The organism is Streptomyces sp. DH12 (assembly GCF_020873895.1).
In the GTDB taxonomy this organism is placed as follows: Bacteria; Actinomycetota; Actinomycetes; order Streptomycetales; family Streptomycetaceae; genus Streptomyces.
This window is the reverse complement of record NZ_JAHWGT010000051.1, coordinates 1-20374: the sequence shown is the minus strand read 5'-3', so window position 1 is coordinate 20374 and position 20374 is coordinate 1. Positions and strand designations below refer to the sequence as shown.

The 20374-nt window shown below is 72.8% G+C and carries 19 protein-coding genes; 13 read left to right on the top strand and 6 right to left on the bottom strand.

The window, feature by feature from the left end:
* The first annotated feature begins 70 nt into the window (after window positions 1-70).
* From atpE to LPA54_RS30595, 8 genes are all read left to right on the top strand, one after another.
* On the top strand, window positions 71-313 hold the full coding sequence (gene atpE, locus LPA54_RS30630; protein ID WP_058943722.1) for an ATP synthase F0 subunit C: 243 nt from the start codon (window positions 71-73) through the stop codon (window positions 311-313).
* A gap of 42 nt (window positions 314-355) precedes the next feature.
* Window positions 356-901 (top strand): F0F1 ATP synthase subunit B, encoded by a 546-nt coding sequence (locus LPA54_RS30625; protein WP_058943723.1) that lies wholly within the window; start codon window positions 356-358, stop codon window positions 899-901.
* Window positions 898-1722 (top strand): F0F1 ATP synthase subunit delta, encoded by an 825-nt coding sequence (locus LPA54_RS30620; RefSeq protein ID WP_228983889.1) that lies wholly within the window; start codon window positions 898-900, stop codon window positions 1720-1722. The genes LPA54_RS30625 and LPA54_RS30620 overlap by 4 nt, the downstream gene beginning before the upstream one ends.
* Window positions 1723-1859: 137 nt before the next feature.
* On the top strand, window positions 1860-3458 hold the full coding sequence (gene atpA / locus LPA54_RS30615) for a F0F1 ATP synthase subunit alpha (protein ID WP_228983888.1): 1599 nt from the start codon (window positions 1860-1862) through the stop codon (window positions 3456-3458).
* A 20-nt stretch (window positions 3459-3478) separates the two neighbouring features.
* Complete coding sequence (locus LPA54_RS30610; RefSeq protein WP_228983886.1) at window positions 3479-4396, top strand: F0F1 ATP synthase subunit gamma; 918 nt, start codon at window positions 3479-3481, stop codon at window positions 4394-4396.
* Window positions 4396-5838 (top strand): F0F1 ATP synthase subunit beta, encoded by a 1443-nt coding sequence (atpD, locus tag LPA54_RS30605; protein WP_228983884.1) that lies wholly within the window; start codon window positions 4396-4398, stop codon window positions 5836-5838. Before LPA54_RS30610 ends, atpD begins: the two co-directional genes overlap by 1 nt.
* 191 nt (window positions 5839-6029) lie before the next feature.
* Window positions 6030-6404: a F0F1 ATP synthase subunit epsilon gene (locus LPA54_RS30600; protein ID WP_058943728.1), complete on the top strand. Its 375-nt coding sequence runs from the start codon at window positions 6030-6032 to the stop codon at window positions 6402-6404.
* A 156-nt stretch (window positions 6405-6560) separates the two neighbouring features.
* On the top strand, window positions 6561-7007 hold the full coding sequence (locus tag LPA54_RS30595) for a DUF2550 domain-containing protein (protein WP_228983882.1): 447 nt from the start codon (window positions 6561-6563) through the stop codon (window positions 7005-7007).
* 211 nt (window positions 7008-7218) lie between these two features.
* Here the strand turns inward: LPA54_RS30595 and LPA54_RS30590 are convergent, their stop codons facing one another.
* The 3 genes from LPA54_RS30590 to LPA54_RS30580 all read right to left on the bottom strand — a co-directional run bounded on the left by LPA54_RS30590 (window position 7219) and on the right by LPA54_RS30580 (window position 11241).
* Window positions 7219-8994 (bottom strand): glycoside hydrolase family 18 chitinase, encoded by a 1776-nt coding sequence (locus LPA54_RS30590; protein ID WP_228983918.1) that lies wholly within the window; start codon window positions 8992-8994, stop codon window positions 7219-7221.
* A 229-nt stretch (window positions 8995-9223) separates the two neighbouring features.
* Window positions 9224-10018, bottom strand: coding sequence for a response regulator transcription factor (locus LPA54_RS30585; RefSeq protein ID WP_228983881.1), 795 nt, complete (start codon window positions 10016-10018; stop codon window positions 9224-9226).
* On the bottom strand, window positions 10015-11241 hold the full coding sequence (locus LPA54_RS30580; protein WP_228983879.1) for a histidine kinase: 1227 nt from the start codon (window positions 11239-11241) through the stop codon (window positions 10015-10017). Before LPA54_RS30580 ends, LPA54_RS30585 begins: the two co-directional genes overlap by 4 nt.
* A 134-nt stretch (window positions 11242-11375) precedes the next feature.
* Here LPA54_RS30580 and LPA54_RS30575 point away from each other — a divergent pair, with 134 nt between their 5' ends.
* A complete protein-coding gene (locus tag LPA54_RS30575) occupies window positions 11376-11960 on the top strand; it encodes a hypothetical protein (protein WP_228983877.1) in 585 nt (194 codons plus the stop codon).
* Between the two features lie 67 nt (window positions 11961-12027).
* Here LPA54_RS30575 and LPA54_RS30570 read toward each other — a convergent pair whose 3' ends face one another.
* Window positions 12028-12600, bottom strand: a complete 573-nt coding sequence (locus LPA54_RS30570) for a cob(I)yrinic acid a,c-diamide adenosyltransferase (protein WP_228983876.1) — start codon at window positions 12598-12600, stop codon at window positions 12028-12030.
* A gap of 260 nt (window positions 12601-12860) precedes the next feature.
* Here LPA54_RS30570 and LPA54_RS30565 point away from each other — a divergent pair, with 260 nt between their 5' ends.
* The 3 genes from LPA54_RS30565 to LPA54_RS30555 all read left to right on the top strand — a co-directional run bounded on the left by LPA54_RS30565 (window position 12861) and on the right by LPA54_RS30555 (window position 17500).
* The gene (locus LPA54_RS30565) at window positions 12861-13709 is read left to right on the top strand and encodes a 3-hydroxyacyl-CoA dehydrogenase family protein (protein WP_228983875.1); all 849 of its coding nucleotides are present in this window, start codon (window positions 12861-12863) and stop codon (window positions 13707-13709) included.
* A gap of 144 nt (window positions 13710-13853) precedes the next feature.
* Window positions 13854-14177 (top strand): STAS domain-containing protein, encoded by a 324-nt coding sequence (locus tag LPA54_RS30560; RefSeq protein ID WP_028963801.1) that lies wholly within the window; start codon window positions 13854-13856, stop codon window positions 14175-14177.
* A gap of 314 nt (window positions 14178-14491) precedes the next feature.
* Entirely contained in the window at window positions 14492-17500 is a 3009-nt protein-coding gene (locus tag LPA54_RS30555) for an ATP-binding protein (protein ID WP_228983874.1), read from the top strand.
* A 119-nt stretch (window positions 17501-17619) separates the two neighbouring features.
* Here LPA54_RS30555 and nucS read toward each other — a convergent pair whose 3' ends face one another.
* Window positions 17620-18291, bottom strand: a complete 672-nt coding sequence (nucS, locus tag LPA54_RS30550; protein ID WP_228983873.1) for an endonuclease NucS — start codon at window positions 18289-18291, stop codon at window positions 17620-17622.
* Between the two features lie 219 nt (window positions 18292-18510).
* Here nucS and LPA54_RS30545 point away from each other — a divergent pair, with 219 nt between their 5' ends.
* Window positions 18511-18903, top strand: a complete 393-nt coding sequence (locus tag LPA54_RS30545) for an SCO5389 family protein (RefSeq protein ID WP_228983872.1) — start codon at window positions 18511-18513, stop codon at window positions 18901-18903.
* Between the two features lie 106 nt (window positions 18904-19009).
* Here the strand turns inward: LPA54_RS30545 and LPA54_RS30540 are convergent, their stop codons facing one another.
* Entirely contained in the window at window positions 19010-20044 is a 1035-nt protein-coding gene (locus LPA54_RS30540; RefSeq protein WP_228983871.1) for an LLM class flavin-dependent oxidoreductase, read from the bottom strand.
* Window positions 20045-20374: the final 330 nt, after the last annotated feature.

Genomic DNA, 20374 nt, shown 5'->3' with positions numbered 1-20374 from the left:
CCACTCTCACGCCCCCAGCCATCCGGTGGCCAACCCCCACCGGGTCATTGAAAGAGAAGGAAGAACCGGCATGTCCGCTCTCCAGCAGCTCGCCGCCGAGAACGCTGTCTCCGGCAACGTCTCCGCCATCGGCTACGGTCTGGCCGCGATCGGCCCCGGCGTCGGCGTCGGCATCATCTTCGGTAACGGCACCCAGGCCCTCGCCCGCCAGCCCGAGGCGGCCGGTCTGATCCGTACCAACCAGATCATGGGTTTCGCCTTCTGTGAGGCGCTCGCCCTCATCGGCATCGTCATGGGCTTCGTCTACAAGTAAGCCGGACCGAACGCCCAGACCCCTTTCACGGAAGGCACTGATGTGAACGCTCTGTTCCTTGCAGCAGCGGAGGAGCCTCAGAATCCTCTTCTGCCGCATCTCGACGAGCTCGTCATCGGCCTGATCGCCTTCGCCGTCGTCTTCGGCTTCCTCGCCAAGAAGCTCCTCCCGAACATCAACAAGGTTCTGGAAGAGCGGCGCGAGGCGATCGAGGGCGGGATCGAGAAGGCCGAGTCGGCCCAGATCGAGGCCCAGAGTGTGCTTGAGCAGTACAAGGCTCAGCTCGCCGAGGCCCGTCACGAGGCCGCGCGTCTGCGCCAGGAGGCACAGGAGCAGGGCGCCGCGATCATCGCCGAGATGAAGGCGGAAGGCCAGCGCCAGCGCGAGGAGATCGTCGCCACCGGTCACGCGCAGATCGAGGCCGACCGCAAGGCGGCGGCTTCCGCTCTGCGGCAGGACGTCGGCAAGCTCGCGACCGACCTGGCCGGCAAGCTGGTCGGCGAGTCCCTCGAGGACGTCGCCCGCCAGAGCCGCACCATCGACCGTTTCCTCGACGAGCTCGAGGAGAAGGCCGAGGCTGCCCGATGACGTCGCCGCACGGAGCGAGCCGCGAGGCGCTGGCTGCCGCGCGCGAGCGTCTCGACGCGCTGACCGACAGCACGTCGGTCGACGCGACGCAGCTCGCCGACGAGCTGGCCTCCGTCACCGCGCTGCTCGACCGCGAGGTGTCGCTGCGTCGGGTCCTGACCGACCCGGCGCAGGCCGGCGAGGCCAAGGCCGACCTGGCGACCCGACTGCTCGGCGGTCAGGTGGGCGGCGAGACGACCGACCTGGTGGCCGGCATGGTCCGCTCCCGCTGGTCCCGGTCGCGCGACCTGGTCGACGCGGTCGAGGAGCTGGCGAACACGGCGGACCTCATCGCCGCGCAGAAGGCGGGCGTCCTCGACGGCGTCGAGGACGAGCTGTTCCGGTTCGGCCGCATCACCGCTGCCAGCCCGGGACTGCGTTCCGCCCTCACCGACCGCAGCGCGACGGCCACCGCGAAGGGCGAGCTGCTGGCCCGCCTCCTCGGCGGCCGGGCCACCGCGACGACCGAGCGCCTGGTCGTCCGCCTGGTCACGCTGCCGCGGGGACGTAGCCTGGAGGGGGGACTGGAGTCCCTGTCCAAGCTCGCCGCGGCGCGGCGGGACCGGATGGTCGCCGTCGTCACCTCGGCGGTACCGCTCACCGACCAGCAGAAGCAGCGCCTCGGCGCCGCGCTGGCGAAGCTGTACGGCCGGCAGATGCACCTGAACCTCGACGTGGACCCCACGGTCCTCGGCGGGATCTCGGTGCGGATCGGTGACGAGCTGATCAACGGCACGGTCGCCACCCGCCTCGACGAGGCGTCGCGGCGGCTGGCCGGCTGACCGACCGACCAGGTCACCACAGAGAAGAAGCGTTACCTACGGCCCGGTTGGGCCGTGCACAGGATGCAGAAGTTCTGGGGGGAGCCCCCAGATCCCCCAAAAGACTTCGGGCCCAACAAGGAGAGCAGGGAACCCAGATGGCGGAGCTCACGATCCGGCCGGAGGAGATCCGGGACGCGCTGGAGAACTTTGTCCAGTCGTACAAGCCGGACGCGGCCTCGCGCGAGGAGGTCGGTACGGTCAGCGTTGCCGGCGACGGCATCGCGAAGGTGGAGGGCCTGCCCTCGACCATGGCCAACGAACTGCTGAAGTTCGAGGACGGCACCCTCGGCCTCGCCCTCAACCTCGAGGAGCGCGAGATCGGTGCCGTTGTCCTCGGTGAGTTCAGCGGCATCGAAGAGGGCCAGTCGGTCCGGCGCACGGGCGAGGTCCTGTCCGTCGCCGTCGGCGAGGGCTACCTGGGTCGCGTCGTCGACCCGCTCGGCAACCCGATCGACGGCCTCGGCGAGATCGAGACGTCCGGCCGCCGCGCCCTCGAACTGCAGGCCCCCACGGTCATGCAGCGCAAGTCGGTGCACGAGCCGATGGAGACCGGGTACAAGGCCGTCGACGCCATGACCCCGATCGGCCGCGGTCAGCGTCAGCTGATCATCGGCGACCGCCAGACGGGCAAGACCGCCCTGGCCGTCGACACGATCATCAACCAGCGTGACAACTGGCGCACGGGCGACCCGAAGAAGCAGGTCCGCTGCATCTACGTCGCCATCGGCCAGAAGGGCTCCACCATCGCGTCCGTCCGCGGCGCGCTGGAGGAGGCCGGTGCCCTGGAGTACACGACCATCGTCGCCGCCCCGGCGTCCGACCCGGCCGGCTTCAAGTACCTGGCGCCCTACACCGGCTCCGCCATCGGTCAGCAGTGGATGTACGAGGGCAAGCACGTCCTCATCATCTTCGACGACCTGTCGAAGCAGGCCGACGCCTACCGCGCCGTGTCGCTGCTGCTGCGCCGCCCGCCGGGCCGCGAGGCCTACCCGGGTGACGTCTTCTACCTGCACTCCCGCCTGCTGGAGCGCTGCGCCAAGCTCTCCGACGAGATGGGTGCCGGTTCCATGACCGGTCTGCCGATCGTCGAGACCAAGGCCAACGACGTCTCGGCGTTCATCCCGACCAACGTCATCTCCATCACCGACGGCCAGTGCTTCCTGGAGTCCGACCTGTTCAACGCCGGTCAGCGCCCGGCCCTGAACGTCGGTATCTCCGTGTCGCGTGTCGGTGGCTCCGCCCAGCACAAGGCCATGAAGCAGGTCTCCGGACGCCTCCGCGTCGACCTGGCCCAGTTCCGTGAGCTGGAGGCGTTCGCCGCCTTCGGTTCCGACCTGGACGCCGCGTCGAAGTCGGCCCTGGAGCGCGGCAAGCGCATGGTCGAGCTGCTGAAGCAGCCGCAGTACCAGCCGATGTCGACCGAGAACCAGGTCGTCTCCGTCTGGGCCGGCACCACCGGCAAGATGGACGACGTCCCGGTCCAGGACATCCGCCGCTTCGAGACGGAGCTGCTGGACTTCCTGCACCGCGAGCACAAGTCGCTCATGACGTCGATCCGCGAGGGCGGGAAGATGTCCGACGACACGCTCGGCAAGGTCGCGGAGTGCATCACCGACTTCAAGAAGCAGTTCGAGACCTTCGACGGCAAGCTGCTCGGCGAGGACGCCCCGGCCGCCGTCAACGTCTCCAAGTGACGACGGAAGGGACCTGATCCATGGGAGCGCAGCTCCGGGTCTACAAGCGTCGCATCCGGTCCGTCACCGCGACGAAGAAGATCACCAAGGCGATGGAGATGATCGCCGCCTCGCGCATCGTCAAGGCGCAGCGCAAGGTGGCGGCCTCCACGCCGTACGCGACCGAGCTCACCCGCGCGGTCACGGCGGTGGCGACCGGGTCGAACACCAAGCACCCCCTCACCACGGAGGCGGACGCCCCCACCCGCGCCGCGGTCCTGCTCGTCACGAGCGACCGCGGTCTGGCCGGCGGCTACTCCTCCAACGCCATCAAGCAGGCCGACCGGCTCACCGAGCGGCTCCGCGGCGAGGGCAAGGAGGTCGACACGTACATCGTCGGCCGCAAGGGTGTCGCCTACTACGGTTTCCGTGAGCGCAAGGTGGCGGAGGCCTGGACCGGCTTCTCCGACAACCCCACCTACGCGGACGCCAAGTCGGTGGCCGCCCCGCTCATCGCGGCGGTCCAGCAGGACACCGCGCAGGGCGGTGTGGACGAGCTGCACATCGTCTTCACGGAGTTCGTGTCGATGATGACGCAGACGCCGGTGGAGAACCGGATGCTGCCGCTGAGCCTCGAGAAGGCCGCGGAGGAGACCGGGGGCAAGGGCGAGATCCTTCCCCTGTTCGACTTCGAGCCGTCGGCGGAGGACGTCCTCGACGCCCTGCTGCCGCGCTACGTCGAGAGCCGGGTCTACAACGCCCTGCTGCAGGCCGCCGCTTCCGAGCACGCGGCCCGCCGCCGGGCGATGAAGTCGGCCACCGACAACGCGGGAGACCTGATCAACTCGCTCTCGCGCCTTGCCAACGCGGCCCGCCAGGCCGAAATCACCCAGGAAATCAGCGAGATCGTCGGTGGCGCCAGCGCCCTGGCCGACGCGACCGCGGGGAGTGACAAGTAATGACGACCACTGTTGAGACGGCCGCCGCCACGGGCCGCGTCGCCCGGGTCATCGGCCCGGTCGTCGACGTGGAGTTCCCCGTCGACGCGATGCCGGAGATCTACAACGCGCTGCACGTCGAGGTGGCCGACCCGGCCCAGGACGGCGCGAGGAAGACGCTGACCCTGGAGGTCGCCCAGCACCTGGGTGACGGCCTGGTCCGCACCATCTCGATGCAGCCGACCGACGGCCTGGTCCGCCAGGCCGCGGTCACCGACACGGGCGCGGGCATCTCCGTGCCGGTCGGCGACTTCACCAAGGGCAAGGTGTTCAACACCCTCGGCGAGGTGCTGAACCACCCCGAGGAGAACGCCAACGTCGGTGAGCGCTGGCCGATCCACCGCAAGGCGCCCGCCTTCGACCAGCTCGAGTCGAAGACCGAGATGTTCGAGACCGGTCTGAAGGTCGTCGACCTCCTCACCCCGTACGTCAAGGGTGGAAAGATCGGTCTGTTCGGTGGCGCCGGCGTCGGCAAGACCGTGCTGATCCAGGAAATGATCATGCGTGTCGCCAACCTCCACGAGGGCGTCTCCGTCTTCGCGGGCGTCGGCGAGCGCACCCGCGAGGGCAACGACCTCATCGCGGAGATGGAGGAGTCCGGCGTCCTGGACAAGACCGCCCTGGTCTTCGGCCAGATGGACGAGCCCCCGGGCACCCGTCTGCGCGTCGCCCTGGCCGGTCTGACGATGGCGGAGTACTTCCGTGACGTCCAGAAGCAGGACGTCCTCTTCTTCATCGACAACATCTTCCGGTTCACGCAGGCCGGCTCCGAGGTGTCCACCCTGCTCGGCCGCATGCCGTCCGCGGTGGGCTACCAGCCGAACCTGGCCGACGAGATGGGTCTCCTCCAGGAGCGCATCACGTCGACCCGCGGTCACTCGATCACCTCGATGCAGGCGATCTACGTCCCCGCGGACGACCTGACCGACCCGGCGCCGGCCACCACCTTCGCCCACCTCGACGCGACGACGGTTCTCTCCCGTCCGATCTCCGAGAAGGGCATCTACCCGGCCGTGGACCCGCTGGACTCCACGTCCCGGATCCTGGACCCGCGCTACATCGCGCAGGAGCACTACGACGCCGCCATGCGCGTCAAGGGGATCCTGCAGAAGTACAAGGACCTCCAGGACATCATCGCGATCCTCGGTATCGACGAGCTGGGCGAGGAGGACAAGCTGGTCGTCCACCGTGCCCGTCGTGTCGAGCGCTTCCTGTCCCAGAACACCCACGCGGCGAAGCAGTTCACCGGCGTGGACGGTTCGGACGTGCCGCTCGACGAGTCGATCGCCGCGTTCAACGCGATCTGCGACGGTGAGTACGACCACTTCCCCGAGCAGGCCTTCTTCATGTGCGGTGGCCTCGAGGACCTCAAGAAGAACGCCAAGGAACTCGGCGTCTCCTGACCCTCGCGGCGTGGAAGGGGGCGGGCGCGTCCCGCCCCCTTCCGCTGCACGGCACCCGGGGGGAGACCCCCGGAAACACCCGGCCGTCCCCGGCCGGGCGCGGGTCCCCGGCGTTTCGCGCCGGCACCCCTACTAGACTTATGACCCAACACCCGGCAGAACCCGCCGGGTGGTGACCCGAGGAGCCACCCTTGGCTGCTGAGCTGCACGTCGAGCTGGTCGCCGCGGACCGGAATGTCTGGTCCGGCGGGGCCACCCTGGTCATCGCGCGCACCACCTCCGGCGACATCGGCGTCATGCCCGGCCACCAGCCGCTGCTCGGTGTGCTGGAGTCGGGCCCGGTGACCATCCGTACGAGTGATGGCGGAACGGTCGTCGCCGCGGTGCACGGCGGTTTCCTGTCGTTCGCGGACAACAAGCTGTCGCTGCTCGCGGAGATCGCCGAGCTGGCGGACGAGATCGACACCCAGCGCGCCGAGCGTGCGCTGGAGCGTGCGAAGGCGGAGTCGGACGCCGCTGCCGAGCGGCGCGCCGAGATCCGGCTGCGCGCGGTGGCGGCGCGCTAGCGCACCGCCACTGATGTACCTCGCCGGGCGCCCCCCAGGGGACGGCCCGGCCCCTCAGCCGCGGCCCAGGCTGGACCATCCAGACCGGGCCGCGGCTGAGGCGATGCGGATGCAGGTCGTATTCGGTTACAGGACGAGGCGAGGAGGTCGGTGGAGATGTTCCTCGCTCTGCTGGTGAGCGCACTGGTCGTCGCACTGGTGGTGATCGGGCTCTTCGTCTTCGGCCTGCGCCGGCGCCTCATCCAGCGCTCCGGCGGCACCTTCGACTGCAGCCTGCGCTGGAACGCCCCGGAGGAGAACGACACCTCGGGCAAGGGCTGGGTGTACGGGGTCGCCCGGTACAGCGGCGACCGGATCGCCTGGTTCCGTGTCTTCTCCTACGCCCCCCGCCCCCGCCGCGTCCTGGAGCGGGCCGCCATCGAGGTCCTGGACCGCCGCCTGCCGGACGGCGAGGAGGAGCTGGCGCTCCTGTCGGACTCCGTCGTCCTCGGCTGCCTGCACCGGGGCACGCGCCTGGAGCTCGCCATGAGCGAGGACGCCCTCACCGGCTTCCTCGCCTGGCTGGAGGCGGCACCGCCGGGCCAACGGGTGAATGTGGCGTAGTGCTTCCTTGCCCGTTGGTTGGGGGCGCCCCCGGACGGAGTCTGGGGGAGGGTGAATGTGGCGTAGTGCTTCCTTGCCCGTCGGCTGGGGGCGGGTGAGTGTGGCGTAGTACCTCCTGGCGTACTGCCTCCTGTACACACGGGTCGAGCCGCACCCTTCGGGTGCGGCTCGACCGTTTTCGTGCGGGGAGGTGCCGGTGGCGCGGGTGTGGTTACCGCAGGCCGGTGTGGATGGCGTTCGCCAGCTCACCGTTGGCGGTGTCGCCGCTGAACTCCCAGAAGAACGCTCCGCCCAGGCCCTGGCCCTTGGCCCAGCTCATCTTGGACTGGACGGTCGCCGGGGTGTCGTAGCTCCACCAGTTGGTGCCGCAGTGGGCGTACGCCGTGCCGGCCACGGTGCCGTTCGCCGGGCAGGTGTTCTTCAGGACCTTGTAGTCCTCGATGCCCTGCTCGTAGGTGCCGGCCGCCGGGCCCGTGGCCGTGCCGCCCGGCTCCTTCTGGGTGACGCCGGTCCAGCCGCGCCCGTAGAAGCCGATGCCGAGCAGCAGCTTCGCGGACGGGACGCCCTTGGCCTTCAGCTTGGCGATCGCGTCGGCGGAGTTGAAGCCGGCCTGCGGGATGCCCGGGTAGGAGGTGAGCGGGGAGTGCGGGGCCGTCGGACCCTTCGCCGCCCAGGCGCCGAAGAAGTCGTAGGTCATCACGTTGTACCAGTCGGTGTACGCGGCGGCCGGGCCGTAGTCGGCGGCGTCGATCTTGCCGCCGGACGAGGCGTCCGCCGTGATGGCCGCGGTGACCAGGTTCTTGGTGCCGAACTTGGCGCGCATGGCCTTCATCATGGTGGTGAAGGAGGCCGGGCCGCTGGTGTCGCAGGTCAGGCCGCAGGCGTTGGGGTACTCCCAGTCCAGGTCGATGCCGTCGAAGACGTCGGCCCAGCGCGGGTCCTCCACCAGGTCGTAGCAGGACTGCGCGAACGCGGTCGGGTTCTGCACGGCCTGGCCGAAGCCGCCGGACCAGGTCCAGCCGCCGAACGACCACAGCACCTTGATGTGCGGGTACTGGGCCTTCAGCTTGCGCAGCTGGTTGAAGTTGCCGCGCAGGGGCTGGTCCCAGGTGTCGGCCTTGCCGTCGACGGACTGGTCGGCGGTGTACGCCTTGTCGTAGTCGGCGTAGGCGTCACCGATGGTGCACTTGCCGCCCTGGACGTTGCCGAACGCGTAGTTGATGTGGGTGATCTTGCTGGCCGAGCCGGACGTCACGAGGTTCTTGACGTGGTAGTTGCGGCCGTAGACGCCCCAGTTGGTGAAGTAGCCCAGCTTCACCTTGTCCGTCGGGCCGGGGCCCGGGCCGGGGCCGGTGTCGCCGCCCGTGGTGCGGACCTTGACCGAGCCGCTGGCCGGTCCGGTCTGGTCGGCGGTGTCACGGGCCTGGACGCTGTAGGAGTAGTCGGTTCCGGCGGTCAGCCCGGTGTCGGAGTACGACAGGCCGGTGACCGTGGCGACCTTGGCGCCGTCGCGCAGGACGTCGTAGTTCTTGACGCCCTTGTCGTCGGTGGCCGCGGACCAGGCGAGCTTCACCGAGGTGTCGGTGACGTCCGAGGCGGTCGGGGTGCCGGGGGCGGACGGCTTCGCGTCGCCGGGCTGGTCCGGGGTCCCGTCGCAGGAGCCGCCGTTCAGCTTGCACCCGCTGGGGGAGCCGGTGCCGGAGCCGTTGAACCCGAAGGAGACGGAGGCGCCGGGGGCGAGGGTCCCGTTCCAGCTGATGTTCTTGGCGGTCCAGTGGGTTCCGCTGTTGGTGACGGAGGCGTCCCAGGCGGAGGAGACGGACGTGCCGGAGGGGAAGTCCCACTCGACGGTCCAGGAGTTGAGGGTGGTGGTTCCGGTGTTCTTCACCGTCCACTTGCCCTCGAAGCCGGATCCCCAGTCGGAGACCTTGGCGTAGGTGGCGGTCGCCGAGGTGGCGGCCTGGGCGGGGGTCGCGAGGCCGACCATCGCGGCCAGCGGAAGCAGCAGTGCGGTGGCTCCGGCCGTGGCTCTGGCCAGGAGACCCGTTCCGCGCGGAAGTGCTTGAGTGCTCGTGCTCAACGGTGCTCCTCAAGGTGCGGACGGACAAGGTGGGGGTCCGTGCGTCCGTGAAATGTGCGCGCCGTGAGCGTAGGAAGGTCTGGACCAATCGTCAATAGGTCCAGACCACTTGAGTGCGAGTGCCGAGGCCGCCCGATCAGACGCCCAACTCCTGCGCCAGCACCGCCGCCTGCACCCGGCTGCGCAGTCCGAGCTTCCCCAGCATGCGGCTGACGTGCGTCTTCACCGTCGCCTCCGCCATGTCGAGGCGTACCGCGATCTCCGCGTTCGACAGGCCCTCGCCGAGGCACGACAGCACTTCGCGTTCCCGCCGGGTCAGCGGCTCCAGTACCGCCGGGTCCGGCGCCGCGCCCCGCGCGGCGGGCCGTCGGGGGGTCGCGAACTCGGCGATCAGCCGCCGGGTCACCGCCGGTGCGATGAGCCCCTCGCCGCGCGCCACCGTCCGCACCGCCTCGATCAGGTCCCGCGCCTCGGTGTTCTTCAGCAGGAACCCGGCGGCGCCGGCGCGCAGCGCCCCGAAGACGTACTCGTCCAGGTCGAAGGTGGTCAGGACCAGGACGTCCGCGAGCCCCTCGGCGACCACCTGCCGGGTCGCCGACACGCCGTCCAGCAGCGGCATCTGGATGTCCATCAGGACCAGGTCGGGGCGCAGCTCCCGGGCGAGCCGGACGGCCTCCTCGCCGTCGCCCGCCTCACCCGCGACCTCGATGTCGGGGGCGCTGCGCAGGATGAGGACGAGCCCGGCGCGCACCGCCCGCTGGTCCTCCGCGACCAGCACGCGGACGACGCGGCCCGCCGCTCCGGGGCCCGTGCCGTCCCCGCCCGCGCCCGTGCCGCCCGTCTTGTCCGGGCCGGTGCCGCCCGTCTTGTCCGGGCCCGCGGCCGCGCCTGCTCCGTCCGGTCCCGTACCCGTCCCCGCGCCCGTGCTCATGCCGCCGGCTCCCTGTCGTCCTCGGCCACGGGCAGTACCGCCCGTACCCGCCACGTCCCGTTCCCCGCCCCGTCCGCCGCGTCCACCGGGCCCGCCTCGAACTCCCCGCCCAGCAGCGCCACCCGCTCGCGCATGCCCACCAGGCCGGCCCCCGACCCGGGCACCCGCGGCCCCGACGTCCGCGGGCCCGCCGCCGGGCGGTCGAGCGGGCTGGTCACCGTGACCGTGAGGGCGTGGTCGGCCCGCTCCACCACGACGACCACCTCACCCGCGGCGGCGTGCTTCAGCGCGTTCGTCAGCGACTCCTGCACGATGCGGTACGCGGCGAGCTCCACCGGCGCCGGCAGGTCCCCGTCCGGCGGCGGGGCGGTCAGCGTGAACGCCAGCCCGTTCGCCGTACCGTGCGCCGCCGTCTGGCGCACCAGCGCGGCGAGTCCGGCCAGCGTCGGCGCGGGCGCGGGTTCCTCGGCCCCGCCGCTGTCACGGAGCAGCGAGATGAGGCGACGCATTTCGGCCAGGCCCTCGACACTGTTCTCCCGGATCACGCCCAGCGCCTCACGGCTCGTCACGGGGTCGTCGAGGGAGAGCGCGGCGGTCGAGTGGATGGCGATCGCGGAGAGGTTCCCCGCCACCATGTCGTGCAGCTCCCGCGCCATCCGGGCCCGCTCCGCCACCACCGCCTCCCGGCGGTCCATCTCGGCGAGCAGCGCCGTCTGCTCGGCCCGCAGCCGGGCCGCGTCGGCGGCCTGCCGGTGGTTGCGGACCACGGCGCCGGTGGTGGCGGGCACGAACGACACCATGCCGGTCAGGACGCCGAGCAGCAGCGCCCACGGCTCCTGGTACCAGGCGAGCGAGGCGATCGAGACCGCGACGGTGATCAGCCCCGTCACCACCGGCAACCGCCGGGCGGAGGCGGGCGGGCCGTACACGACGGCCGCGTACACCAGGTCCGTGAACATCAGGATCGTCGCGATGCTGCCGCGCGTGAACTGGTCCGCGACGACCGCGACCGTCCCGACCAGCAGCACCGTGCGCGGCCGGCTGCGCCGCAGGAACTCCAGCGACGTCATGACCAGCAGCGGCAGCAGGACCCCCCACGAGGCGTCCACGATGGCGTGATTCGGCCCCTGGTTGAACACGCCCAGCGACCACAGCAGAAGGCCGCCGGCGAGGCCCGTGGAGGCCAGGAAGACGTCGTCGCGGTGGGGGCGGGGCAGGGTCACGGGCCCATCCAACACGCCCCCGCGCCCCCGGTGCGTCGGCGCCCCGGGTGAGCCGCGACTACATCGAAGGGTGCAGCCCGGACTCGTCATCGGCGACGACGCCCGGCGCGCGCGGCGGCGGCAGGCTGGAGGGCATGGTCGTCACACTGATCGTGGTCTGCGAGGTCGGCTTCTGGGTGCTCCTGGCCGCCGGCCTCGCCACCCGCTACCTCCTCAAGATGCCCCGCACGGGCGCCGCCCTCCTGCTCTGCGAGCCGCTGCTGGAGGTCGTCCTGCTGGTCGTCACCGCGATGGACCTCAGGAGCGGCGCGGAGCCGAGCTGGCGGCACGGACTGGCCGCGCTGTACATCGGGTACACCGTCGGGCACGGCCACCGCACGGTGAAGTGGCTCGACGGCCACGCCGCACACCGCTTCGGCGGCGCCCCGCGCCCGCAGGGCCCCCCGCGCTACGGCAGGGCCCGCGCCCGCCACGAGGGCCGGCTCTGGCTGGGCACCCTCCTGGGGGCGGCGGTCGCGACCCTCCTGCTGTGGCTCTCCGTCCTGTACGTCGGCGACCCGAGCCGCACCGGCCCCCTCCACGACTGGATGGGCGCGGCCTGGCGGGCGGCCGGCATCCACGGCCTGATCGCGCTGTCGTACGTCGTCTGGCCGCGGAAGGCCCCCGAGCAGGAGTCCGCCCCCGGCGAGCGCACCCCGGTCCCCACGGAACACCACTGACCGCCGGGCCCCGGTCCACCTCCGCCCCGGGCCGGGGCAGGTGGCGGTGCCGGGGTCCGGTGTCGGCTCAGCGCTCTCCGCCGGGGACCCACAGGACGTCGCCCAGCTCCTTGTTGGCCGTCCGCGCCAGAATGAACAGCAGGTCCGACAGGCGGTTGAGGTACGTGGCCGTCAGGGCGTTCATCGTCTCGCCGTGCACCTCCAGCGCCGCCCACGTCGAGCGCTCGGCGCGGCGCACGACCGTGCACGCCTGGTGCAGGAGGGCCGCGCCGGGAGTGCCGCCCGGCAGGATGAAGGAGCGCAGCTTCTCCAGGTCCTCCAGGAACCGGTCGCAGTCCGCCTCCAGCTTGTCGACGTACGACTGCTCCACCCGCAGCGGCGGGTACTGCGGGTCCTCGACGACCGGGGTCGCCAGGTCCGCGCCCACGTCGAACAGGTCGTTCTGCACCCGGACGAGCACCTTGACGACCTCCTCGGGCAGCTCGCCGAGGGCGATGGCCGTGCCGATGACGGCGTTGGCCTCGTTGGCGTCGGCGTACGCGGCGATCCGCAGGTCCGTCTTGGCGGTGCGGCTCATGTCGCCCAGCGCCGTCGTGCCCTTGTCGCCGGTGCGGGTGTAGATGCGCGTCAGGTTGACCATGCCGCCAGCCTAGTGACGCGACGCCCCGGACGGCATAGGTGTGTGCCGTGCGTCACGACCGGTACCGGACCGTGTACGACAAGGGGCTACCGCCCGGTAGGTTGGGCCTGCGCGCGCTACGCTCACGCGACCGCCCGTACCGGTGTGATGTCCGTCATTCGAGACGTGACGCGTATCTCTTCACCGCCCACACCACCCCTCCAGGGCAGTAATCTCCCGCCGGAGAAACGAAAAGTGAACGCGTGTTAAGGGGACGAATCGTGGCCAGGAAGCTCGCCGTCATCGGCGCCGGACTCATGGGGTCCGGCATCGCCCAGGTCTCCGCCCAGGCGGGCTGGGAGGTCGTGCTGCGCGACGTCACGGACGCCGCCCTCACCCGCGGCACGGACGGCATCAAGGCGTCGTACGACAAGTTCGTCGCCAAGGGCCGGCTGGACGCCGCCGACGCCGAGGCCGCCCTGGCGCGCATCACCACGACGACCGACCTCGACGCCGTCGCCGACGCCGACATCGTCGTCGAGGCCGTCTTCGAGAAGCTCGAGGTCAAGCACGAGATCTTCCGCGCCCTCGACAAGCTCGTCCGGGACGACGCGGTCCTCGCCTCCAACACCTCCGCCATCCCGATCACCAAGATCGCGGCGGTCACCGAGCGCCCCGAGCGGGTCGTCGGCGCGCACTTCTTCTCGCCCGTCCCGATGATGCAGCTCTGCGAGCTGGTCCGCGGCTACAAGACGAGCGACGAAACCCTCGCCACCGCCCGCGCGTTCGCCGAGTCGGTCGGCAAGACCTGCATCGTCGTCAACCGCGACGTCGCCGGCTTCGTCACCACGCGGCTCATCTCCGCGCTCGTCGTCGAGGCGGCCAAGCTGCACGAGTCCGGCGTGGCCTCCGCGGAGGACATCGACATCGCGTGCAAGCTGGGCTTCGGCCACGCCATGGGCCCGCTCGCCACCGCCGACCTCACCGGCGTCGACATCCTGCTGCACGCCACCGGCAACATCTACACGGAGTCCCAGGACGAGAAGTTCGCCCCGCCGGAGCTGATGCGCCGGATGGTGGACGCGGGTGACATCGGCCGCAAGAGCGGGCAGGGCTTCTACAAGTACTGACCGCGCCGCACCACCCCGCCCTCACCCCTCCGGGTGAATTCGGTCTCGGTTCGCTTACAAGGCGCAACTGCTCGGCTGACGTCGGAGTCAGTCCTTGCAACAGAAAGACGTGACGGACAAGCACAGCACTCTCGGGGAGCGCATATGCACATCAGGGGCGACCACACCGAGCTGGTCGTCGGGGGCCGCCTCGACGTCCGCAGCGCGGCGGACGCCCGTACGATCCTGCACTCGGCCGTCGACGACGGCGCCGGTGACCTGGTGCTCGACCTGACCGGCCTCGACTCCTGGGACGCCACCGGGCTCGGGGTCATCATGGGCGCGCACCGCAGGGCGGGCCGCTGCGGCCGCCGCCTGGTCCTGCGGGGCGTACCGCCCCAGATGCAGCGCCTTCTCGTCGCGACCCGGCTGCACCGCATCCTCGCCATCGAGGGCGGGCTCGCCGCCGAATCGTTGCCCCGCGTCTGACCTCCACCCCGCCCGCCGCGGGGGACCGACCGCCCGGCCGCACGGGCCCGCCGCTCACCGCCCGCCACCCGCCGCCCATCCGGTACATGCCGGAGCAAACCGCCCCACCCGGATCCAGCCGCCCAATCCTCATGAGACCGTGACGTCTTGGGCGGCCGGCACCCCGGCTGTTCCGGGCGGCCGGGCCAGCGTCTAGGGTTTCGGACGTCTGCCCATCGACGGACCCACACGGCGGGCACCGGACCAGAAGCGACGCCGCGCGTGCACACCGGCCGGGAGGGGCTTCGCCGCACCACGCTTTTGGGGGCTTCACCATGGACCCGATGAACCCGCTGCCGGACGACCGCGACCACGACCCCGCCGACGACGCAGGCCGCAAGGGCGGCGACTCCACCCGCCCGCGCGCCTCCCGCGACGACCTCCCGGCCCCGCTCCCGGCCGGGAAGGTGCCCGCCCGCACCGCGCAACTCGTCGCCGGCGACCTGCTGCTCACCGTCAACCCCGTCGACGGCAGCGAGATCGAGAACTGCCCGCCCGGCCACCGGCCGGAGCCGCCCGCCCGGCGCGCCCCCGAGGAGCGCGCCGAACGCGACCGCGCCGCCGCCCCGCCCGTACCGGCGGGCCCGGCCGACCCCCTCCCGCCCCTGCTGGAACGCGACGAGCAGCGCGAGCGGCTCGTCCGGCTCCTCTCCCGCGGCCGTTCCGTGCGCCTCACCGGCCCCGCCGGCTCGGGCCGCAGCCGCCTCCTCGAGGTGGTCGCGGCCGACTGCGCCGACCTCGCGCCCGACGGCGTCATACGTCTGTCCGGCCACCGCCGCACCTCCGCGGACGTGCTGTACGACCTCTTCGCGGCCGTCCACCACGCCCCCGGCCACCGGCCCGACCGCGCGGGGCTGCTCGCCCTCGTCCGCGAGATCGGCGCCGTCGTCCTCGTCGACGACCTGGAGTTCGGCGGCACCGCGCTCGACGACCTCCTCGACGCCGCGCCCGAGTGCGCCTTCCTCCTCGCCGCGACGCCCGACACGCCCGCCCCCTCGCCCGGCGCGTCGGTCGAGGAGGTCTTCCTCACCGGCCTGGACCGCAGCACCACCCTCGAACTCCTCGAACACGCCGTGGACCGGCCCCTCACCGACGACGAGGCGAACTGGGCCGGCGACCTGTGGTTCGAATCGGAGGGGCTGCCGCTGCGCTTCGTCCAGGCCGCCGCCCTGCTGCGGCAGCGCGACGCCCTGCGCACCCCGCCCTCCGGCGACGCGGACGACGCCGGCGACAGCGTCTTCACCGACCTGCACGACCAGCCCCTGCCCAGCCTCGGCGAGGCCGCCGCGCCCGCCGCGCTGCTCGCCTCCCGGCTCTCCGAGGCCGCCCGCGACACCCTGCGCTTCGCCGTCGCCCTCGGCGGCGAGCTGCCCCACCAGGCGCACCTGCCGGCCCTCGTCGGCGACACCCACGCCGACGCCGCGCTCGGCGAACTCGTCCGCAGCGGGCTCCTCACCCCGGTCGGCCCGCGCCACCGGCTCGCCGCCGGCGTCACCGACCAGCTCGTCGAACACGGCTACGGCGAGGGCGCCCTGGCCCGCGCCCACACCGCGGCCCAGCACTACGCCTGGTGGGCGGGCCACCCGTCGGTCGCCCCCGAGAGGGTGGCCGCCGAGGCCGACGCCGTACTCGCCGCCCTGCACGTCCTCTCCTCCAGCCAGGAGGCCGGCCACGCGAGCGCCGCCGTGCTCCTCGCCCGCAGCGCCGCACCCGCCCTCGCGGCCGCCCTCCACTGGGGAGCCTGGGAGCGGGCGCTGCGCTCCGGCCAGGCGGCGGCCCGCCTCGCGGGCGAGGTCGCCGAAGAGGCGTACTTCCACCACGAGCTGGGCGTCCTCGCGCTGTGCCAGGGCAACCTCGACCGGGCGCGCGCCTCGCTGGAGGCCTCCATCGGCCTGCGCGGCGCCCTCGCCGACAAGCGCGGCACGGTCGCCGGCCGCCGGGCCCTCGCCCTGGTCGCCGACCGGGAGCGCGGCATCGGCGAGAGCCGCACCGCCGCCGGAGAGCCGCCCGCGGCGCGCCCCGGCGAGCCGACCACGCCGTTCGCCGGCGCCTTCGGGCCCGGCCCCGGCCGCACCGCGCCCGGCGGGGGGCCGGGCGACGGCGGCGCCGGCTCGGTGTGGCCCGGCCGGGCGGCCGGAGCGGGGGCGGCGAGCGGCCCCGCCGGCGACGGCGGCGCGGGCGCGGCCGGCCACGGCGCGGCCGCGGCGGCGGGCACCTCCGGCGGGGGCGCCGACGGACGCGCTACGGGTACGGGCGGCCGCGCCCCGGGCGCGGGCCTCCCCGGAACCGGTACGGGCGCCCCCGGCGGCGGCGCGACGAGCGCGGCGGCCGACTTCGACGCCGCGTTCGGCGCGGGCGCGGGCGCGGGCGCGGGCGCGGGCGCGGGTACGGGCACGGGCATGGGCACCGGTACCGGTACCGGCATCGGCACGGGGGCCGGCACCGGCCGTACCGCCGCCGTCGGTTCGGCCCACGGCGCCGTCGCCGACCCGGGCACGGCCGGCACGTACGCGTACCCCCGGCAGGCCCGTCCCGTCCGCAAGGGGCTGCGGGGGACGCTGCTCAGCGGCGCCCGGCGCAACCTCGTCGCGGCCGCCTCGGGCGCCCTCCTCGCGGCCGTCCTCGGTACCGTCGTCACCCTCGGCGCCACCTCCGGCGACGGCACCGGCGGAGGCGGCACCCCGGGCGGCAAGGTCACCACCGAGCAGTCGGCGGGCGACGAGGACACCGGCGCCGACGACTCCGACGCGCAGACCCCCGACGACGGGGGCGCCACGGGCGGCTCCGACGGCGGTACGGGCGGCGGCGGCTCCACCACCGACCCCGCGGGCGCCGGGCCGAGTTCCTCCGCCCGCCCGGGCACCAGCGGCACCCCCGACTCGACCGGCGACCCGTCCACCCCCGGCACCGGCCCGTCGAAGCCCGACGGGGCCACCACCGGCAGCGGCGGCCCCCGGCCCACGACCGGCGGCACCTCCTCCTCGCCCGGTACGACGGGCTCGCCGACCACGGGCGGCCCGACGGCAACCAGCCCCGGCCCCACCGGCTCCACGACGACCGACCCCGAGCCGACGGACACCGCCACGGCCCCGGACCCGACGGAACCGACCCCCGACCCGCCCACCACCGGGGGCGCCGCCGGCGGCACCACCGGCGGGGACGGCGGCGGCGGTGGCGACTCCGGCGGCGAGAGCGGCGGCGGGACCTCCGCCACCGCCACCGGCCCCGGCACCGAGCCGGGGGACTCCGGCGCGGCGACGGGCACGGCGGGCACCGCGGCCTGAACCGCGCTCCTCCCGAGGAGCGCCCGCGCCCCGACGCCGGACGCCGACGCACCGACGCGACGGCCCCGGGTGGCTTCCGCCACCCGGGGCCGTCGTCGCGCCCGCGGCGGGCGGGGCCGTCAGAACAGCCGCAGCTTGTCGTCCTCGATGCCGCGCAGCGCGTCGTAGTCCAGCACCACGCAGTCGATGCCCCGGTCCGTCGCCAGGACGCGGGCCTGCGGCTTGATCTCCTGCGCCGCGAAGACCCCGCGCACAGGCGCCAGATGCGGGTCCCGGTTCAGCAGCTCCAGGTAGCGGGTGAGCTGTTCGACGCCGTCGATCTCACCGCGGCGCTTGATCTCCACGGCGACGGTGGCGCCGTCGGCGTTCCGGCACAGGATGTCGACCGGGCCGATCGCCGTCGGGTACTCGCGGCGGATCAGCGTGTATCCGGCCCCCAGAGTCTCGATCCGGTCGGCGAGCAGCTCCTGGAGGTGCGCCTCCACGCCGTCCTTGATCAGGCCCGGGTCCACGCCCAGTTCGTGGGACGAGTCGTGGAGGATCTCCTCCATCGTGATGATCAGTTTCTCGCCCGCCTTGTTGACGACCGTCCAGACGCCCGCCGACCCGCCGTCGCCCTCCTTCAGGGTGCACGGCGGGGACATCCAGTTGAGGGGCTTGTAGGCCCTGTCGTCGGCGTGGATCGAGACGCTGCCGTCCGCCTTGACCAGGATCAGACGGGGGGCGGAGGGCAGGTGGGCGGTGAGCCGGCCCGCGTAGTCCACGGAGCAGCGGGCGATGACGAGACGCATGGTCGGCAACGCTACTCGACGCATGCGCTTCCGCGCGATTCGGTGCCAAACGCCCGTGATTCTCTGGCCTGTTGTGCCCCAATCTCCTGGTGCGGTCAAGGCGGCGCGCATACCGTGGAAGCGGGAGGTCGTCACTCGTGCACTCTGCGTGTCGTACGGGGGCTCCTCCTGCCCTGCCCGTAAGACCCCGCTCCCCGCGGGGTCGCGAGAGGAGAACCCATGTCGCTCGACGTCTCACCGGCGCTGTTGGAGCAGGCCGAGCGAGGCGAGGTCGACGAAGCGGCCTTCGTCGACTGCGTCCGGACCTCCCTGCCCTTCGCATGGGAGATGATCAGCTCTCTGGTGGTGCGGCTGAAGGTGGACGGGGGTGCGTTCGCCGACAACCAGACGCCCCCGCCGGACGAGCAGGCGCGTGGGCAGCTGCTGCGTGCGCTCGCGAGTGACGCGATCCGGGGGGCGCTGGAGCGCCACTTCGGCGTCCGTCTGGCCTTCCAGAACTGCCACCGCGTCGCGGTGTTCCCGCTCGACCCGTCGGTCGACGAGCGGCTGGCCCGCTTCACCTCGGTCAGGGCCCAGCTGCTGAACCAGTCGTCCGAGCTGCGCGACTGCTGACGCCGCACGCGTGTTGCCGCTCCGCATCACCCGGGAGGTGTGATCGGTGCAGGGGCGGCAGCCGGTCGGCGGCCGGGGCGGGTACACCGCCGGGGTCCCGGACCGCTCACACCAGCAGCGGCAGGACCTCGGCGCCCAGGCGACGTACGTTCTCCTCCGTCGCCGCGAGCTGGCCCGAGCCCTCCACCAGCAGCGCGAACCGCCGGATGCCCGTCCGCTCCGCCGTGGCGGCCAGCCGGTCCGCGGCCAGCCGCGGCGTCCCCACCGGGTGCAGTCGGCACAGCAGCTCCGTGTAGGCGACCGGATCGCGCATCGACCGGCGCCGGCCGTCCACCGTCACATGGGCGTCCAGCCCTCGCTTCAACCACCCGGGCATCGCCTTCACCAGCGTCTCGACGGCGTCCGGCGTGTGGTCGGCGAGCTGTGCCACGCCCGCCGAGACGTGGCCCGCGGCGATCCGCGCCACCGTGTCCGGCGTGTGCCCGGCGGCCAGGGCCTCCCGGCGCCACAGCGCCGTCATCTCCGCCTTGTCGTCGTCCCCGCAGTGCATCCCGAGCAGCATCGGCAGCCCGTGCTCGGCGGCGAGCCGCACGCTCCTCGGCGACGTGCAGGCGAGGACCGTCTCCGGGGCCGGCGCGCCGTCGATCAGCTCGTCGGGCCGGGGGACCACGGCCACCTCCCGGAAGCGGTGGCGCGGGCCGTCCGCCCCGACGCGGTCGCCGCGCAGCCAGCGCAGCAGCACGTCGAGGGATTCGGGGAAGTCCCGCTCGTACGCCTCCAGTCCCGCGGCGAACACCTCCAGGTCGACCCACGGGCCGCCGCGCCCCACTCCGAGCGTGAAGCGCCCGCCGGAGGCGATGTGCAGCAGCGCCGCCTGCTCGCCGAGCGCCACCGGGTGCGCCGTCGGCAGCACGCTGACCGCCGTGCCCACCCTGATGCGGCGGGTCCGGCCGAGCAGCAGCGCCGCGAGCGTGATCGCCGACGGGCACGTGCCGTACGGCACGAAGTGGTGCTCGGCCAGCCACACCGAGTCCAACCCGGCCTCCTCGGCCACCTCGGCGGACCGCACGGCCCGGTGCAGCGCCTCGCTGTGTCCCTGACCGGGAAACTGGGCCGCCAGTACGAAAGTTCCCACGCGCATCGCCTGATGCCTCCTTGCCGGCCGACGCGGCTCCCCTCACGGGCAACAACGCCTGACACGTGCCAAAGGCAACGGCCGCACGGAGAGTTCTTGCGATTTTCCGCTAACCGCCGTCGTGTGGGGGGCTGCTCGCCGGCCCCGTGTGGGTGGCGGTGTGCCGGATGCCGGTGGGCGGGGTCGGGGCCGCGGGGGGTCACCTCCTCGGGGTCGGCGGCCTTCGGTGCTGGATGACGGAACCCGACCGCCGCCGCCGACCCCTGCGGGGGCGACCCCCCACGGCCCCTCCCAGGCCGTACGCGGCGGACGGACCGTGGTCGCGAGGGGAGGGGG

Coding starts and splice junctions, on each gene's coding strand:
- atpE (WP_058943722.1), top strand. CDS start 71: ATGTCCGCTCTCCAGCAGCTCGCCGCCGAGAACGCTGTCTCCGGCAAC.
- LPA54_RS30620 (WP_228983889.1), top strand. CDS start 898: ATGACGTCGCCGCACGGAGCGAGCCGCGAGGCGCTGGCTGCCGCGCGC.
- atpA (WP_228983888.1), top strand. CDS start 1,860: ATGGCGGAGCTCACGATCCGGCCGGAGGAGATCCGGGACGCGCTGGAG.
- LPA54_RS30610 (WP_228983886.1), top strand. CDS start 3,479: ATGGGAGCGCAGCTCCGGGTCTACAAGCGTCGCATCCGGTCCGTCACC.
- atpD (WP_228983884.1), top strand. CDS start 4,396: ATGACGACCACTGTTGAGACGGCCGCCGCCACGGGCCGCGTCGCCCGG.
- LPA54_RS30595 (WP_228983882.1), top strand. CDS start 6,561: ATGTTCCTCGCTCTGCTGGTGAGCGCACTGGTCGTCGCACTGGTGGTG.
- LPA54_RS30590 (WP_228983918.1), bottom strand. CDS start 8,994: ATGGTCGGCCTCGCGACCCCCGCCCAGGCCGCCACCTCGGCGACCGCC.
- LPA54_RS30585 (WP_228983881.1), bottom strand. CDS start 10,018: ATGAGCACGGGCGCGGGGACGGGTACGGGACCGGACGGAGCAGGCGCG.
- LPA54_RS30575 (WP_228983877.1), top strand. CDS start 11,376: ATGGTCGTCACACTGATCGTGGTCTGCGAGGTCGGCTTCTGGGTGCTC.
- LPA54_RS30570 (WP_228983876.1), bottom strand. CDS start 12,600: ATGGTCAACCTGACGCGCATCTACACCCGCACCGGCGACAAGGGCACG.
- LPA54_RS30560 (WP_028963801.1), top strand. CDS start 13,854: ATGCACATCAGGGGCGACCACACCGAGCTGGTCGTCGGGGGCCGCCTC.
- LPA54_RS30555 (WP_228983874.1), top strand. CDS start 14,492: ATGGACCCGATGAACCCGCTGCCGGACGACCGCGACCACGACCCCGCC.
- nucS (WP_228983873.1), bottom strand. CDS start 18,291: ATGCGTCTCGTCATCGCCCGCTGCTCCGTGGACTACGCGGGCCGGCTC.
- LPA54_RS30545 (WP_228983872.1), top strand. CDS start 18,511: ATGTCGCTCGACGTCTCACCGGCGCTGTTGGAGCAGGCCGAGCGAGGC.
- LPA54_RS30540 (WP_228983871.1), bottom strand. CDS start 20,044: ATGCGCGTGGGAACTTTCGTACTGGCGGCCCAGTTTCCCGGTCAGGGA.